The following is a 16,056-nucleotide window of genomic DNA, read 5'->3' as shown; positions in this document are numbered from 1 at the left end:
GCCAACATGAAGTCGATCATGAGCTATGACCTGATGGAAACCGTCAGGAATACCAATGAATGGATGGGGGCTTCGGCCCGCGCCATGGCATCCTATCCCGTCTGGGGGCTTACGCCGCATCCTATGTTCAAGATCATGTCGGCCTGGGGGCGCGTGACGGAACGCTCGTTCGCCCGGATGGTAATCAAACCCGATTGGGGCATCGTGTCGATTGCCGCTGATGATGGGCGCGATCACCTCGTCGAAGTCGAGACGGTGATGGACAAGCCGTTTGGCTCGTTGATCCATTTCAACGTGCAGGGCCGTGAGCCGATGGCACGCCGCGTTCTGTTGGTTGCGCCGATGTCGGGCCATTACGCAACGCTGTTGCGCTCGACTGTGACCTCGCTGCTGCCCGATGCCGATGTCTGGATCACCGATTGGCACAATGCGCGCGACATTCCCGTCAGTGCAGGCAAGTTCGATATCGAAGATTACACGCTCTATCTTGTCGATTTCATGAAAGAACTCGGCCCCGATACCAACGTGATCGCCGTCTGTCAGCCCGCGCCGCTGGCCTTGGTCGCCACCGCCTATCTGGCCGAGCAAGACCCCGCCGCACAGCCGCGCACCCTGACGCTGATCGGTGGCCCGATTGACCCGGATGCCGCCGCCACCGAGGTCACTGATTTCGGTCGTCGTGTCACGATGGGTCAGCTTGAGCAAATGGTGATTCAGCGCGTTGGGTTTAAATTCAAAGGCGCGGGGCGTCTGGTCTATCCGGGGTTGATGCAGCTTGCCTCGTTCATCTCGATGAACATGGACAAGCACACGCAGGCGTTTCAGGAAAAAATCTGGTCTGAGGCCTCGGGCGAAGCCACGGTGCTGGACAAGCATTACCGGTTCTATGACGAATATCTTGCGGTGATGGATATGACGGCAGAGTTCTATCTCTCGACCGTGGACCGTATCTTCAAAGGGCTCGAGATCGCGCAAAACCGCTTTGAGATCAACGGCAAGCTTGTGGATATCGGCAAGATCACCTCGGTTGCGATCAAGACCGTGGAGGGCGAGAAAGACGATATCTCGGCACCCGGTCAATGTGTTGCCGCGCTTGATCTGTGCACCGGGGTGCCGGGTTCAATGAAAAACAACCACCTTGAACCGGACGCGGGCCATTACGGCATCTTCGCGGGCTCGCATTGGCGCAATAATATCCGCCCTCTGGTGTTGGATTTTATCGACGAATATGCCGATGGCGCGGAGCAAACGAGCCCCAAGCCGAAAGCCGCAACCGTCACGCCGATCCGCAAGAAACCGCGCGTTGCACCCGGTGCAGCCAAGGCTGCGCCGCAGGTTTAAATCACGCCAAAAGCAGGGGCGCGTCGAGCCAATCGCGCAGCCCCTGCGTAATCTTTTCAGGTTGCTCCAGCGGGCTTAGATGCCCTGCGCCCAAAATCAGCCGATATGTGGCATGGGGCATCAATTCGGCCAGAAACTCATGCCGACGCGGCGGGCAAATCTGGTCATATTCGCCACACATCAGCATCGCCCGCGTCCGGGTCGAGCGCAACGTGCGCTGAAAATCGGGACGTCGCATCAGGGCGCGCGATTGCTCGATAAATGTGTCGGGTCCAAGGGCCGCAGCCATTTCCAGCAACAAAGCCTGCACATGCGGGCGGGTTTCCCCCGGAGCCAGCGCCTCGGCGGGGATTTCTTCCAGCATCACCTCGTCAAGGCGTCCGGTGCGCGCACGCACAATGCGCGGCTCGCGCTTGCCCGCCATTTGCGGCGTTTCGGGCAGCGATGAGATATCGATCAGGGCGATCTGGCTGACCCGTTCGGGGGCGCGCCGCAGCACGTCCATCGCCACGACCCCGCCCAGCCAATGCCCGACCAGCGCAAAGCGCGGCGGCGCTTCGGCCAAGACCCGCGCGGCCATCTCTTCGATCGTCGTCCCCCGCAGGCGCGCCACAGTGACGCTGCGATCTGCCGACAGCTCTTGCACCGGGTGCCAGAACAGCCGCGCATCGCACATAAATCCAGGCAGGAAGATCAACGGATCGTCTTGCATCGCTCAAACCTCATGTGTCGGCGCTTGATCGCGCTCTTACAAAATTCAGTGTGCCGCAAGCTGCGGGGCGTGGCAAACCGAAAGGGCGTGATCTTTCCTATTGCAGCGCGCCGAGCACCTCGGTCAACGCGGCCTCGATCAGGCCCAGACATTCGGGCGTGGAAAAGCGGTGATCGGCCCCCTTGAGCAGCGTCAGGCGCATATCCTCGCCCTGTGCGTGATCCAGCAGGCGCAGCGCCGTTTCGCTGGTAACGCTGGTATCTGCCGTGCCTTGCAGGAACCGCGTGGGGAAGGGCAGCGCAAGCGGGCTGCGCAGCACCAACCGGGTGCGCCCCTCATTGATCAGGCGGCGGGTGATGACATAGGGATCGCCATACTCTGAGGGCACTTCGACGGAGCCCTCAGATTCCAGCTTGTGGCGGGTTTCCTTGTCAAAACTCGCCCAATAGCCGTCTTCGGTGAAATCAGGCGCGGCGGCGATGGTCACGAGGCCCGCGACTTTCTCGGGATGCTCGCGCGCCATCAAAAGCGAAATCCAGCCGCCCATCGAAGAGCCGACAAGAACCTGCGGCCCCTCGGTCAGCGCCAGGATTGCATCGCGCGCATCCTCATACCAGTCGCCAATCGCGCCCTCGTCAAACGCACCGCCCGACACGCCATGGCCGGAATAGTCAAAGCGCAAAAAGGCCCGGCCCTGCGCGCGCGCCCAAGCCTCTAGCGCCAGTGCTTTGGTGCCCTCCATGTCCGATTTGAACCCGCCCAGAAACACCAGGCCGGGGCCTGTGCCGGGCGTGAAGTTGTAGGCGATGCGGCGGGCTTCTGGGGTATCGAGATAGTCAGTCATGGAGCGTCCTTTCAGCTTCGCGCCAAGCCTAACCGCGCGGCGCACAGGGCTCAACCAAGCAGCAGCACTTAGCGCGCCATCGCGTAGAATTCCCGGTTGGGTGGAATCGCTGCCATGTTCACAAGCCGATTGGACAGCGCGAAGAAACTGGCAATCGCGCCGATATCCCAGATGTCGTCATCAGTGAACCCGTGGGCGTGCAGCGCGGCGTAATCATCGCCTTCGACCTCTTGCGCGCGCTGCGACACTTTCATCGCGAAATCGAGCATCGCGCGCTGGCGTGGCGTGATCGGGGCCTTGCGATAATTCACCGCGACCTGATCGGCAATCAGCGGATCTTTGGCGCGAATCCGCAAAATTGCGCCATGGGCAATCACGCAATATTGGCATTCGTTGGTCGCCGAAGTCGCCACCACGATCATCTCGCGCTCGGCGATGGTCAGGTTGCCGGGGCGCTCCATCAGCGCGTCGTGATAGGCGAAAAAGGCGCGGAATTCGTCGGGGCGATGGGCCAGCGCAAGGAAGATATTGGGGATGAACCCGGCTTTTTCCTGCACCGCCTCAAGGCGGGTACGGATGTCGTCGGGCATCTCTGAAAGCGCAGGGATCGGGTGGCGGCTGATCTGATGTTGCATGGTGGTCCTCCTTGCGCGGGATCGTGCAGGCGAAACCGGGGATGTGCAAGCGATCAGGCCGCCAGTTCGACCCAGACCGGCACGTGATCAGAGGGCTTGTCGCGGCCACGGATTTCTTTGTCGATGCCCACCGCGCGCATCAGATCGGCGGCTTGGGGCGACAGCAGCAAATGGTCGATGCGGATGCCATTATTGCGCGGCCAAGCGCCCGCCTGATAGTCCCAGAACGAATATTGGCCGGGTTCGGCGTCGCGGGCGCGAAACGCCTCGGTGAAGCCCATGTTCAAAAGCCTGCGAAACGCGGCGCGGCTTTGGGGCAGCGCCAGCGCGTCTTTCTGCCAAGTTTCGGGCTTGGCGGCATCCTCATCTTGCGGGATGATATTGTAATCGCCCGCCATCAGGAACGGTTCTTCCAGCGCGAGCAACTCGGCCGCACGGGTCTGCATCCGTTCCATCCAGTCCAGCTTGTAGCCGTACTTGCCCTCTCGGATCGGCGCGCCAGTGTCGTCAAATTCCACCGGATTGCCATTGGGCAGATAGAGCCCACACAGTCGCACCGCCCGGCTGCCCACCACGGTTGCCTCGATCCAGCGCGCCTGTTCGTCCGCGTCGTCGCCGGGCAGGCCGCGCGTGACGTCCTCAAGCGGCAGCTTGGACAAGATCGCGACTCCGTTGAAGCTTTTCTGACCATGGGTTTCGACTTGATAGCCCAAATCCTCGAACAGCTCGCGCGGAAAGGCCTCATCGACCGATTTGATCTCTTGCAGCAAGGCCACATCGGGTTGCGCCTCGCGCAGCCAGTCGATCAGCGCGGGATGTCGCGCCTTGATGCCGTTGATGTTGAAGGTGGCGATTTTCATGGGGGCCTCCGGACTGCTCGGGCGCAGGTGTAGCGCTAGGCGGGGGGGCGGCACAAGCGCCGCCGTGGCGCACGTCTGGGTGAGCGGCCCCGATCCGCAACAAAAAAGGCGCCCCTGCAGGGACGCCTTGGCATATGGCATGAACGTCGCTTAGTTGACCGTCACGTCCAGCGTGATCTCGCAGTTCAGCACCTTCGAGATCGGGCAACCGGCCTTGGCGTCAGCGGCGGCCTTGCGGATCGCAGCCTCATCGCCCTTGCCCTTGATCGTGGTACTCAGCGCCGAGGATTTGATGGCAAACCCGTCGCCTTCCTTGTCCATCGAGACGACCGCCTTGGTGTCGATCACCACATCAGTGACGCCTGCTTGTTCCAGCCCCAGCGAGAGCGCCATCGAAAAGCATGCCGCATGGGCGGCGCCGATCAGCTCTTCGGGGTTGGAGCCGGGCTTGTCCTCAAACCGGGTATTAAATCCGTAGGGCTGGGCGTCAAGCGCGCCGCTCTGAGTCGAAATCGTGCCCTTGCCCTCTTTGATCGGGCCTTCCCAATGGGCGGATGCGTGTTTGCGGATCATGATGTTCCCTCCTGGTTTGGTCCGTATTCCCGGCTCAACGGATCGGGGGCCAAGAGGTTCCCTTTAATCAGAGCGCGCGCCCGATCAACCGCTCATATTCCTGAATCGCAAAGCGGTCGGTCATGCCCGCCACATAGTCGAGCACCACCCGCGCCAACGCCTGTTTCGCCTCGGGACGGGTGCGATCTCCGCCCTCTTGGCGTGCCAGCGCGACCTCTTCCAGCCATTCCTCGGGTAGCAATTCGGGCTGCTCCATGAACAGCGGAAACAGCGCGTTTATCATCGCAGTGACGCGCCTGCGTTCGACCACCACGGTGGGCGCGCGATACATGCGCTCGAACAAGAAGCCCTTGATCGCCTTAAGATTTTGATAAAGCGGCTTGGAAAAGCGAATGATCGGCCCGTCCATGTGGCGGATGTCATCGGCACTTTCCGGCCCCAGCGAGGTCAGCCGGTTTTGCGCCACCGCGATTACGTCCTCGACCATCACGCCAAAGACCCGGCGCAGCGCCTCGTGCTGGCGACGCGTGCGATCAAGATCAGGGTAAAGCGCGTCGACCTGCGCAAAACACTCGCCAATCACGGGCAAGGTGCACAGATCATCTTCGTCAAATAGTCCGGCGCGCAGCCCGTCATGCAAATCGTGATGATTATAGGCCACGTCATCGGCCACGGCCGCCACCTGCGCCTCTGCGCTGGCATTGGTTTCCAGCTCCAGATCCCATTGCGCATCCACCTCGGCCAAAGCATAGGGCAGATCGGCGCGCGAGGGGTAAGAATGCGAGCTGCCCTTATCCGAGATCGCCGGACCGTTATGCTTGGCGATGCCCTCAAGCGTCTCCCATGTCAGGTTCAGCCCGTCGAAATCGGCGTAATGTTTTTCCAGCTTGGTCACGATGCGCAATGCCTGCGCGTTATGGTCAAACCCGCCATAGGGGGCCATCAATTCTGCCAGCGCATCCTCGCCCGTATGGCCGAACGGCGGATGACCCAGATCATGCGCCAGCGCCACGGCCTCGGCCAGATCGGTGTTAAGCCCCAGTACCCCGGCAATGGTGCGCGCCACCTGCGCCACCTCGATCGTGTGGGTCAGACGGGTGCGGTAGTAATCGCCCTCATGTTCGACAAAGACCTGTGTCTTGTGCTTGAGGCGGCGAAAGGCCGAGGAATGGATGATCCGGTCGCGGTCGCGCTGAAATGGCGAGCGAAAAGTCGAGATACGTTCATCGTGCAGTCGCCCACGGGAATCCTCGGGCTGGCAGGCATAGGGTTTAAGCACAGCGATCCTCGTCTTGTCGCGTGGCGTTTGTCCTCCTATATCTTGAATGACAGCAAAATACAGGCCCCTCGCGGGCCAAGCGGAGGTTATCCGATGCAACTGCCCCCCAAAGTCACCCCGCGCGCCTTTGCCCGGCTGGCCGAAATCAATGCAAGCCACGCGGCGCCCCAAGCCCTGCGCGTGGCGGTCGAGGGCGGCGGATGCTCGGGATTTCAGTATGACATCAAGCTTGAACCCGCTGCGGCCGCCGATGATATCGTGCTGGAAGGGGCGGGACAAAAGGTGCTGATCGACCCGGTTTCGCTGCCGTTTCTGGAAAACGCCGTGATTGATTTCACCGAAGAACTGATCGGCGCGCGTTTCGTGGTGGAAAATCCCAATGCCAGCAGTTCCTGCGGCTGCGGAATATCCTTCTCGATGTGAGCCGCGCGCCGCGCCCTTTCATCTAGCCCTAAATACTCCCGCCGGAGGCGTCTGGCCTATCTTGCCCGCTCAGCGGGGTTTGGCGGGGTGACTCAGCATCTCGGTCAGGCGATCTATCTTCTGATGTAATTCGAGAATTTCAATCTCGGCCTTGAGGTTGACCTGATAATCGCTGATCGCGGCGATACGGTCTTTTTCGGATTGGCGGTTTTGCGACATCATGATGATGGGGGCCTGAATTGCGGCCAGCATCGACAAGATGAGATTGAGAAACACGAACGGATAGGGGTCAAAGCGCACGGGCCGCATCAACAAAAACCCGTTGAGCAAGACCCAGACCCCCAGAACCGCCCCGAAGATCAGGATAAAGGTCCAGGACCCGCCAAACTGCGCGACCCGATCCGCCAGCCTTTGGCCGAAGGTTGCATCCCCTGCGCCTTGCCCGCTTGGCATGGTCATGCGCGTCAGCGAAATCTGCTCGATGACGCGCTGTTCGGCGGGTTGCAGTTCGGAATATTTGCGCCCGAGCAACGCGCGCGACAGTAGGTTGCTGTGTCTTTTCATTCTTCCCCCCAGCCGCATGCTTGCGCGCTGCTACGTCATCAAAAGCCTTGCACAGCCTTGGCGGTCAAGTCTGTTCTGAGCGCGCGTTAGCGGGGCGCGCGGTTTCATCCCAAGTCAAGCTGCGGTAATCAAACCCCTGCTCGAGTGTCGGTTTGACCACCCGGAAATAGGGAGACAGGTCGAATTCGCGTGGGGTGAACAGCGAATAATGCCGGATATGTAGAATCTCGCGCACGGCCGTCGCATCGCCCACCATTTCGATATCGGGCAGGATTGGATAATGCACTGAATGAAAGGCCTCTGCGATCAGGGTCGAGCAAATCGCACGGGTCGGATCGCCCGATCCCAGCGCAAGCAAGCGGCGGCGAAACCGATGCGGCACAGGCGGGTGGGGCATCAGGTAACGCGCCAGATCCACCACGTTTTTGAGGTCATAGCGCCGCCCCACCGCGCGCTGCATGTAATCGATCACCGCTTCCATCTGGTCATGGGGCAGCCCGACGGGGCGACAAATCCGGGTGTTGAGATGGGCGTATTCGGACAGGCCCGTGATTTGCACGCCATGTTCCAGATCGGCCTCGATCAGCTCTCCGCCCGCAGGGCCGCCAGTGTAAAACGCGGCATGTGACCAGGTCGAATGGGTAAGATATTTGATCGCCGCTGAAATCCGCCGGTCGCCTTCAACCAGCAGCACATCGCAGGGACGCAGGCTTTCGCGCAACGTGGGCGTGGGCACGGCGGCGAAGGTTTGATAAAACCGCGTGCGCCCCTGCAAAAACCGGGCGATTTTGCGCCCTATGATGTCGTTGAGAGTGTTCATTTTGGCGTCCTCCTACGCCGCGTCTTATAATGAGGTAGGCTGTGGTGGGCGTTGCACCAGCGCCGCGCGGCTCTGCGCCGGAAAAGTTGATGCGTGCGGGCAGGGGGGAACTCTCGCAGGGGTGATCGCGCGCGCCCCGCATCGCATATTCGCAAGCACGCCCGTTTGTGGATCAGGCTGAGTGCGTATTCCGCCAGCATGTCCCGGAGGGGCTGCCATGCCCCCATGTCTTTCCGCGTCACTGCGATGATCAACGCGCTGTTTTCCGCTGTTCATGGAGCGGCCCGAAGTGCTGCCCGAGGAATGGCTGGAAGAGGGCGCACCGGCACGCTGTTTGCCTATGAGCAAGACGGGATCGCGCCCGATACAGTGACCATCGTCATGGGCTGGGGGCGGGCTGTCAGCCGATTGGGGACACTTTGCACCACCCTCATGTCGGCGATAGTCGCGGGCTTGAGATCGTCGCTGATTGCACCACCAAAGCGCCCTTTGACCCGGCGCGCGGCGTGCATAAGCAGATCAAGGCGGCGTTCGAGGCGGGGCTAATCTGCTAGCCGATGGGGGCACGATTGATGGCCAGCAAGGCGATCACGTCCTGTTCGCCCCGCCCGTTAGCCTCAGTGCGGACCAGATTGGCGAGTTGATCGACAAGCTGAGCGTGGCGATCCGGGCGATGATGCGGTGCAAGATATTTTTACAGCCGCGAGGATGGTGCGGCCATGGCGCAGCTCCTGCCAGAGCGGCTGCTGCATAACCCTGATCTGCAGTTGATCTTCGTGCTGGGCCGCTATGTCGAGGGGCAGGTCTCGCAGCCTGACACGCTGCTGCCTTTTCGAGAATGGATGGCGAGCGTGCGGTTTAGGCCCGACTGGGCGCTCTGTGCTTTTGGGGCGGGCGAAACGGCCTGTTTGCAAGTGTCATTGCAAGCGGGTGGCAAGGCGCGCGTGGGGTTCGAAAATTCGCTGCTGATGGCGGATGGCAGCCTTGCCCCCGACAATAGCGCCCGCGTGGCCCAGATCGCGGCGCTTTAATCCAGCGCTGCATGCCCGCAAGCCGGACAATCGGCCAGATCAGAGCGCCCTTGATCGGGCAGATCGCGCATGATCTGGCGCAACGCACTGCGCAGCCCCTCTTCGAACACCGGATGATAGAACGGCATGCCCAACAGGTCGTGCACATCCATCTCCTTATGCAGCGCCAGCGCCAGTAAATGGGCGATATGTTCGCCCTCGGGCAGGGCCAGTTCTGCCCCCAACAGCTTGCCGCTGTCCTTGGCGGCATAGACGCGGATCATCCCATGCGCCTTTTCGGCCATCCGGGCGCGGGGGTGCCGGCGGAAATCCTGCGCGCCAATAAGATACGCGCCGGGCGTCAAATCGCCAAAGCCCTTCCCGATGCGCGCGGCATTGGGGCTGGAAAACGTCACCGCAAGCGGCACGCGACGGCAATAGGCATGCGGAGTCGCGGCCAAGGCATTGCGCCCCGCGATAAAGCCCTCATCAGCGGCCTCGTGCAGCAGCGCCCGCGCGCCATTGGCATCGCCCGCCAGAAACACCGGCAGATCGCCGATTTGCAGCGTGTTGGCATCGACCTGCGGCATCCCGCGATCGTTCAGCGCGACGCCCAAGCTCTCAAGGCCGAGCCCGGCGATATTGGGTTTGCGTCCCATCGCAGCGAGGATTGCATCGGCCTCAAATGTGCCGCCTGCGCCAGTGACGCGCAGCGTGGCGCCTTGGTCTTCGATGTCGGCGGGCGCGCCCAGATACAGGTGCAGATCGCGTGAAACCTGAGCGTGCAGGGCAGCGGCGACCTCGGGGTCGCTGACGCCAGCGAGCGTTTCAAGCGCATCAAAGCCTGCCACCTCGACGCCCAACCGCGCCATGGCCTGCGCCAGTTCGACCCCGATCGCGCCCATGCCGATTACCGCGATGCGCCGGGGCAGATCGGGCAGTTCGAACAACGTGTCGGTGGTCAGAATGCGGTTGCCAAATGTCTCCCAAGGTTTGGGCAAAACGGGCGAGGAGCCAGTGGCAAGGATGATCGCGTCTGCGGTGCGTTCGCCCAAGCCCTCGATCATGACGCGGTTTGGGGCCATGATTTCCGCCCGGGCAGAGATTGCCCGTTCTCCCAAATCTTTGGGCACGGACCGGGGCGAGGCGACAAAGTCATCGCGCAGTCTGCGCACCCGGGCTAGAATCGTGGGAATGTCGGCGCGCAGCGCTTCTGCTCCGCTGATGCCGAATTCGGAGAAATCGTTGCGCCGATGAAATGCGTTGGCGGCCTCGATCAGCGCCTTGGAGGGCATGCAGCCGCGCGCCGCGCAGGTCGTGCCCCAGTCGCCCGCGTTGACGATCAGGAAATCGTCGGTCTCGCGGCGCACCTCGCGCAGAGCCGACAGCCCCGCCGAACCTGAGCCGATAATGATGACGCGGTTGTGCTGGGCCATGATGCCTCCGGATTGGGTGATTGCCAGACCTAACCCCCTAGCGCGGGTTTCGTTCCGTCTGCGGCTGTGGTTCGGGTTGGGGCGGATCGGCGACGCGCAACCGCCGCATGGCAAGGATCTGGCGCAGGGCATGTTGGGGTGGGATGGTGCGGAAAATGTCGCGCATCATCTTGGCATCCGCCGTAAGACCTTGGCGCCAATTGCCCAGTTTCGTGTGTTTCATCGGACTGTCGACGCCGGGCCAGGCGACCACGGCGATGCGCGTAGATCGCGCGATCCAAAGCCGGTTCATGAACACTTCCAGCCCGAACCGCGGCAGCGCATTCAGTTGATCAAGTTGACTGGCCAAAGCGGCGCGCTCCAGCACCCGCTCGCCCGAGATGTAATCGAGCCCGATCAGCCGCCAGATGCGCGGTGCATTGCGGCGCAGGCTGATCGAGACGTCCGCCTCCCCACGCGCCACAGGGGCGATCAGCGCCCCCAGATCGGCAGGCGATAGCCCCAACAGGTCGCTGTCAAGCAATAGTAAATGGCTGCCCGAACTGGCTGCGATCCCGGCGGCCACGGCTGCCGTCTTACCGCCGTTTTGCGGCTGGCGGATCACCTGCAAATGAGGATGCGCGCCTTGGTGGTCTTGTGCGATGCGCGCGGTGTCATCGCTTGACCCATCATCCACCACGATCACCTGCGCGATCTGGGGATGCCCCAGCACGGTCTTTAGAACGGCACCGATCCGGGGGGCCTCGTTATAGGCAGGGATGATACAGCTGATCTGGATCATGTGTGGGGCTTCTTTCTCCTGAAATACCAGATGGTTACACCAAGAAGGATCGCCCCGAGCGCGATCAGGGATGCGCGCGTGATCCAGCTGTCGATGCTGCCGTAATAGGCACCAAGTTGGTATCCCAAAGCCACGAATAACAGCGATTTCGGGATTGTCGCGATCAGGTTCGTGGCCGCGAAAACCCAGATATTCATCCGCCCGACGCCTGCGGCCACCAGCACCGGCCCGCCCGCAGAGTGGGTCCATTTGCCAAACAGCAAGGTGCGCACGCCTTTGTCGCGAAAGTGCTGCCCGTTGCGTTCCAGCCGCTCGGAATTGAGCCCCAGTTTGTCGCGCCAGCGGGCGGGCAGGCGGTGCAGGCCCCATCGCCCCAGTGCATACAGCCCCATATCGCCCACCAGATCGGCCAGAATGACGACGGCCGACACACTCCAGACCGAGAACAAATGCTGACTGGCCAGCCAAGCTGCGATCACCGTCACGATCGGCCCTTCGAGCACCGCAACCGGGGCGATCACCGCCAGCCCGTGCTTGGCCATCAAAACGGTCAGCGTCTCCAGTCCGATCATGATTTATGCGCCCGTGGAGGTTTCGTGATGTGACATCTCATTGCCCCGCCACGTGAAGCGGCGGTCTTTCCAGGTGGCGAGCCAGAGCGCGGGCAACATCGCATCGCGGATCATCCACGCCGCCAGATCGCGCCAGCTTGCCGACCAGCCGGCAGCCCGCGACAGCGCCCATTCCACGCCATACCACAGGAAAAACAGGCCGGGCAATGTCAGCGCGGGCCATGTCCCGGTTGCAACCAGCGCGATGACGGCAGCAAAGGGCAGAACCGGACCTTGCGCGATTTCGGCTGCGAAGATGAAGACGAACCCGTCGCGGCGCACTTTCGACCAACGCAGTTGACGCTCCCACACCGCGCGGGGGGCGCGCGTCCCGATCGGTTGCGCAAACAGATGGCGGGCCAGGCGCACCTGCAGTCCTTGATCGCGCACCAGTTTGGTTGCGGCGACATCCTCGGCCATGTTGCGCCCCAAAGCGCCAAACCCGCCACCTTTCATCAAGATGTCGCGGTTCCAGAACAAGGTCTTGCCCTGCGCAAAGCCAAAGCCCAGCATATCGGCAGCCAATTGCCAGCGCGCTTGATTGGTGTTGAGAAATGCAGCCTCGATGGCGCCCCAAAGATTGCTGGCGCGAATGCCCACGGGGGGCGCGGATACCAGCCCGGTGCCCGGGCGCCACTCTGCCAGTAGGCGTTGCAGATAATCTTGCGGAAGCAATAGGTTGCTATCGGTCATCGCCAGCCATTGCGCATCGGTCGCGGCCAAGCCTTTGTGCAGGTTGTTCAGCTTGGGATTGCCCGATACCGCATCAAGACCCGTCAGAAGCTGCGCTTTGACATGGGGGTTTTGCGCTATCAACTCGGCCACCAGATCGCAGGCCGGATCGGCTTTGGAGGGGGCACAGAAGATCACCTCGTAATCGGGGTAATCGAGATTGAAGGACGAGCCCAGCGTTTCGCGATCAAAGGGATCGACACCGCAAACCGGGCGCAGCAGCGCGATCTTGGGCAGTTGGGTCGGGGTCGGGCGGGCCGGACGCAGGCTGCGCAAAGCTGCCATCGCAGAGGTGATGAGATGGATCGCGACGGTAAGCGCCACAAAACCGATTAGGATGAGGCCAAGAATACTCATACACGTACCTTCGCCAAGGCCGGTTTCTCGGCGTTCAGAATGGGCTGGGCATGGCGTTCGGCGCGCCATTCCAGCAGTTGCAGCGCGCCGGAGTGATCTTCGCACAACGCGGTCAGGCTGTCGACCCAATCGCCGCAATTGGCATAGGTCAGCCCGCCCAGATCGCGCAGCGCGGGTTTATGCGAATGGCCGCAAATGATGCCATGGGTATCGGCGCGCTGGGCAAGCGTGGTGAGGCGGCGCTCGTAGCGCTCGCCGCGCCTCAACAGGCGGTTGACGCCCGCAATCGCCAGTTCGATTACGCTATGCTCTGTCTCCGAACGTCCCATCCGGCGGCGCAACCACGCATCAAGCCCGCGAAACAGCGCATCCATGCGACTGCCAAAGCGCGTCATCGCATGCCAGCGCAGGAACCGTACATCGCATTGATCGCCATGAATGACCAAATAGCGCTGCCCGTCTGCGCCGTGATGCACGATCCGTTCGGCCAGTTCGAAATTGAGAAAACTCATGCCGGGGCCGCGCATCGAGGCGTCGTGATTGCCCGGCAGATACACCACCCGCGTGCCGCGTGCCGCGCGCAGTTCCAGCTCGTGCATGATTTCGGTCTGCGCCCCTGTCCATTGCACTGTACCGCCGTGCCACAGATCAAGAATGTCCCCCACCAGATAGATCGTCTCGGCGTCGGTTGCGCGCAGGAAGTCAAGGATCGGACCAGGTCGACAGCCCCGTGAGCCAAGGTGGAAATCCGACAAGAACAGCGTGCGATACTGTGTAAGGTGGCGACTGGGTTTGGCTGGGACGCTGGGGACGGTCATCTTGCGGCTCCGAGTTGGCAACAGGGGCTTGAAAAACTGACCCGTTCGCCCGCCGAGATGACGAAGGCGCATATCCGTGATCTGAGACCCGTGTTCACCCTGCCGGGGTGGGGCAGGCATGGGGGCGCAAAAATGGCGGTCGAACTGGGCATGGCACTCGCAATTACATTGACACACCCCGGATGACGGCAAAGCGTAACGGCGGGATGACAGATTTATTCAACTGTTATGACAGGTGGGGTTCACGCCCCTGCGATCAAGCAAAAGCGTGTTCGCAAGGGCGCAACTTCCGGTGAGCATTCTGTAACTTGTCATTGGCGGGGCGTGCGGGACATAGTGAATGTGGCTTTGAAAAAGGATTGCAGGTGATCATGGCGGGATATCTGACGACACATGTTCTTGATACGGCGCGTGGCTGTCCGGCCGTGGGGTTGCGCATTGTTCTGTTTCGCCTTTCTGGCGATGCGCGCGCCCAGATCACCGAGATGACCACCAATGCCGATGGCCGCACCGACAGTCCGATCTTTCCCGCTGAAGACTTTGAGCCCGGCAGCTATGAGTTGGTCTTTCACGCCGGGGACTATCTGCGCGCAAGCGGGCAGGCGGGCGCAGAGCCGCTGTTTCTCGATCAGGTGCCGATCCGCTTTGGCATGGCCGATCCGCAGGCGCATTACCATGTGCCCCTGCTGCTGTCGCCCTATGGCTATTCGACCTATCGCGGCAGCTAAACGCGCCCTGTTTGTGGGCAAAGGCGCAATTTTCGCGCGTTGACGCGGCGGGTTGGCTTGCGCTTTGGGCGGGCTTGGGGAAACTCTGGCGCAAATGAGGGACGCATGATGGATTACACGTTTTGGATGGAATGGGTGCAATTTGCGGTGCGCTGGCTGCATGTGATCACCGCGATCGCGTGGATCGGCTCGTCGTTTTATTTCATCGCGCTTGATCTTGGGCTGACGCCGGAACCCGGTGCGCCCAAAGGCGTGACCGGGGCCGCATGGCAGGTGCATGGCGGCGGGTTTTACCACATCCAGAAATACATGGTCGCACCGGAACAGATGCCAAGCCGCCTGACATGGTTCAAATGGGAGAGCTACGGCACGTGGTTGTCGGGATTTGCGATGTTGATCCTGCTGTATTGGATGCAGGCGCAGTTTTTCCTGATTGACCCGCGCGTGATGGACCTGAGCGTTTGGCAGGCGGTGGCGATTTCGGCGGGCTCGTTGCTGTTTGGCTGGATCGCTTATGACCTGATCTGCAAGTCGCGCTTTGGCGAGGATAACACCCGCCTGATGCTGGGGCTGTATGTGATTTTGGTGGCGATGGCTTGGGGCTATACGCAGGTGTTTTCGGGCCGCGCGGCCTTGCTGCATCTCGGCGCGTTCACCGCCACGATCATGACTGCAAATGTGTTTTTGATCATTATGCCGAACCAACGCATCGTGGTGGCCGATCTTAAGGCGGGGCGGGCACCCGACCCGAAATATGGCAAGATCGCCAAGCAGCGCTCGACCCATAACAACTACCTCACCTTGCCGGTAATTTTCCTGATGCTGTCGAACCACTACCCACTGGCATTTGCGAGCCAATACAACTGGTTGATCGCTTCTCTGATCTTTTTGATGGGGGTGACGATCCGTCATTTCTTCAACACGCATCACGCCCATAAGGGCAGTCCGTGGTGGACGTGGGGCGTGACGGCGGTGATCTTTGGGCTGATCATCTGGCTGTCCTCGATCCCCAAGCCGGATGCGGGCAGTGACGATGATGGCATGGCGATGCTAACCCCGGCCGAGGCGCGCTTTGCCGCCGCACCCGGCTTTGAAGATGTCAGCGATATCGTGATGGGGCGCTGTTCGATGTGTCACGCTACCGATCCGGGTTTCGACGGCATCGGGCGCGCGCCCAAAGGCATTCATCTTGAGACCCCGCGCGAAGTGGCCGCCGCCGCGCGTGAGATCTACCTGCAAGCCGGGCTAAGCGATGCGATGCCCCCTGGCAATCTGAGTTTCATGGAACCCCAGGAACGCGCCGCGATCCGCAAATGGTATCGCGCCGGCGAAGGGTATGTGCAGGCGGCGCAGGCGGATGGCGGGACTGCGCCAAAATCCACCCCAAGCGATTCGTAATGGCGGCTGCGGCGCGTTTTGGCGCGGGCGCGATTGCCCAAAGGCCTGCGCGGACGCGTTGCGCGCGATGATGTAAGCCAAGAATTTGACGGTAAGGATGTGTTTGCGGGGCAGGTCTTTGCTTCAGATTAACT

Annotated in this window: 18 protein-coding genes and 1 pseudogene; 6 read left to right on the top strand and 13 right to left on the bottom strand. The window is 61.5% G+C overall.

Annotation, left to right across the window (positions count from 1 at the left end; translation table 11 throughout):
• Window positions 1–6: 6 nt before the first annotated feature.
• Entirely contained in the window at window positions 7–1,341 is a 1,335-nt protein-coding gene (gene phaZ / locus AB4874_RS03570) for a polyhydroxyalkanoate depolymerase (protein ID WP_368390963.1), read from the top strand.
• 1 nt (window position 1,342) lies between these two features.
• On the opposite strand, the gene AB4874_RS03565 is transcribed toward phaZ, so the two are convergent.
• From AB4874_RS03565 to AB4874_RS03540, 6 genes are all read right to left on the bottom strand, one after another.
• Window positions 1,343–2,053, bottom strand: coding sequence for an alpha/beta fold hydrolase (locus AB4874_RS03565; protein WP_368390962.1), 711 nt, complete (start codon window positions 2,051–2,053; stop codon window positions 1,343–1,345).
• 97 nt (window positions 2,054–2,150) lie between these two features.
• Window positions 2,151–2,897, bottom strand: a complete 747-nt coding sequence (locus tag AB4874_RS03560; RefSeq protein ID WP_368390961.1) for an alpha/beta hydrolase — start codon at window positions 2,895–2,897, stop codon at window positions 2,151–2,153.
• A gap of 68 nt (window positions 2,898–2,965) precedes the next feature.
• Window positions 2,966–3,532 (bottom strand): peroxidase-related enzyme, encoded by a 567-nt coding sequence (locus AB4874_RS03555; RefSeq protein WP_295536199.1) that lies wholly within the window; start codon window positions 3,530–3,532, stop codon window positions 2,966–2,968.
• A gap of 53 nt (window positions 3,533–3,585) precedes the next feature.
• A complete protein-coding gene (xth, locus tag AB4874_RS03550; RefSeq protein WP_368390960.1) occupies window positions 3,586–4,392 on the bottom strand; it encodes an exodeoxyribonuclease III in 807 nt (268 codons plus the stop codon).
• A gap of 150 nt (window positions 4,393–4,542) precedes the next feature.
• Window positions 4,543–4,965, bottom strand: coding sequence for an OsmC family protein (locus tag AB4874_RS03545; RefSeq protein WP_295536193.1), 423 nt, complete (start codon window positions 4,963–4,965; stop codon window positions 4,543–4,545).
• Window positions 4,966–5,032: 67 nt separating this feature from the next.
• Entirely contained in the window at window positions 5,033–6,244 is a 1,212-nt protein-coding gene (locus AB4874_RS03540) for a deoxyguanosinetriphosphate triphosphohydrolase (protein ID WP_368390959.1), read from the bottom strand.
• Window positions 6,245–6,337: 93 nt separating this feature from the next.
• Between AB4874_RS03540 and AB4874_RS03535 the strand changes: the two genes are divergently transcribed.
• A complete protein-coding gene (locus AB4874_RS03535) occupies window positions 6,338–6,667 on the top strand; it encodes a HesB/IscA family protein (protein ID WP_368390958.1) in 330 nt (109 codons plus the stop codon).
• 69 nt (window positions 6,668–6,736) lie between these two features.
• Here AB4874_RS03535 and AB4874_RS03530 read toward each other — a convergent pair whose 3' ends face one another.
• Together AB4874_RS03530 and AB4874_RS03525 are read right to left on the bottom strand one after the other, a co-directional pair.
• Entirely contained in the window at window positions 6,737–7,231 is a 495-nt protein-coding gene (locus tag AB4874_RS03530; RefSeq protein ID WP_368390957.1) for a DUF1003 domain-containing protein, read from the bottom strand.
• 64 nt (window positions 7,232–7,295) lie between these two features.
• Window positions 7,296–8,051: a C40 family peptidase gene (locus AB4874_RS03525; RefSeq protein ID WP_368390956.1), complete on the bottom strand. Its 756-nt coding sequence runs from the start codon at window positions 8,049–8,051 to the stop codon at window positions 7,296–7,298.
• Window positions 8,052–8,354: 303 nt separating this feature from the next.
• On the opposite strand from AB4874_RS03525, the pseudogene AB4874_RS03520 reads away from it, so the two are divergent.
• Together AB4874_RS03520 and AB4874_RS03515 are read left to right on the top strand one after the other, a co-directional pair.
• Window positions 8,355–8,805 (top strand): annotated as a pseudogene (locus AB4874_RS03520) (hypothetical protein); the annotation flags it as partial.
• Window positions 8,771–9,082, top strand: coding sequence for a 3-keto-5-aminohexanoate cleavage protein (locus AB4874_RS03515; RefSeq protein ID WP_368390955.1), 312 nt, complete (start codon window positions 8,771–8,773; stop codon window positions 9,080–9,082). The pseudogene AB4874_RS03520 and the gene AB4874_RS03515, both read left to right, overlap by 35 nt.
• On the opposite strand, the gene AB4874_RS03510 is transcribed toward AB4874_RS03515, so the two are convergent.
• From AB4874_RS03510 to AB4874_RS03490, 5 genes are read right to left on the bottom strand one after another with little or no spacing between them, the layout of a single operon-like run.
• The gene (locus AB4874_RS03510; protein ID WP_368390954.1) at window positions 9,079–10,497 is read right to left on the bottom strand and encodes a dihydrolipoyl dehydrogenase; all 1,419 of its coding nucleotides are present in this window, start codon (window positions 10,495–10,497) and stop codon (window positions 9,079–9,081) included. The two genes, AB4874_RS03515 and AB4874_RS03510, sit on opposite strands and share 4 nt — an antisense overlap.
• 37 nt (window positions 10,498–10,534) lie before the next feature.
• Window positions 10,535–11,278: a glycosyltransferase family 2 protein gene (locus tag AB4874_RS03505; RefSeq protein WP_368390953.1), complete on the bottom strand. Its 744-nt coding sequence runs from the start codon at window positions 11,276–11,278 to the stop codon at window positions 10,535–10,537.
• The gene (locus tag AB4874_RS03500) at window positions 11,275–11,850 is read right to left on the bottom strand and encodes a DedA family protein (protein ID WP_368390952.1); all 576 of its coding nucleotides are present in this window, start codon (window positions 11,848–11,850) and stop codon (window positions 11,275–11,277) included. The genes AB4874_RS03505 and AB4874_RS03500 overlap by 4 nt, the downstream gene beginning before the upstream one ends.
• Before the next feature lie 3 nt (window positions 11,851–11,853).
• Window positions 11,854–12,978, bottom strand: a complete 1,125-nt coding sequence (locus AB4874_RS03495; protein ID WP_368390951.1) for a ceramide glucosyltransferase — start codon at window positions 12,976–12,978, stop codon at window positions 11,854–11,856.
• Window positions 12,975–13,796 (bottom strand): UDP-2,3-diacylglucosamine diphosphatase, encoded by an 822-nt coding sequence (locus AB4874_RS03490; RefSeq protein ID WP_368390950.1) that lies wholly within the window; start codon window positions 13,794–13,796, stop codon window positions 12,975–12,977. The genes AB4874_RS03495 and AB4874_RS03490 overlap by 4 nt, the downstream gene beginning before the upstream one ends.
• A gap of 371 nt (window positions 13,797–14,167) precedes the next feature.
• On the opposite strand from AB4874_RS03490, the gene uraH reads away from it, so the two are divergent.
• Together uraH and AB4874_RS03480 are read left to right on the top strand one after the other, a co-directional pair.
• On the top strand, window positions 14,168–14,524 hold the full coding sequence (gene uraH, locus AB4874_RS03485; protein ID WP_368390949.1) for a hydroxyisourate hydrolase: 357 nt from the start codon (window positions 14,168–14,170) through the stop codon (window positions 14,522–14,524).
• Window positions 14,525–14,629: 105 nt separating this feature from the next.
• Window positions 14,630–15,922, top strand: coding sequence for a urate hydroxylase PuuD (locus AB4874_RS03480; protein ID WP_368390948.1), 1,293 nt, complete (start codon window positions 14,630–14,632; stop codon window positions 15,920–15,922).
• Window positions 15,923–16,056: the final 134 nt, after the last annotated feature.

This window comes from Thioclava arctica (assembly GCF_040892615.1).
Lineage (GTDB): Bacteria > Pseudomonadota > Alphaproteobacteria > Rhodobacterales > Rhodobacteraceae > Thioclava > Thioclava arctica.
This window is presented reverse-complemented; position numbering and strand designations above follow the sequence as displayed.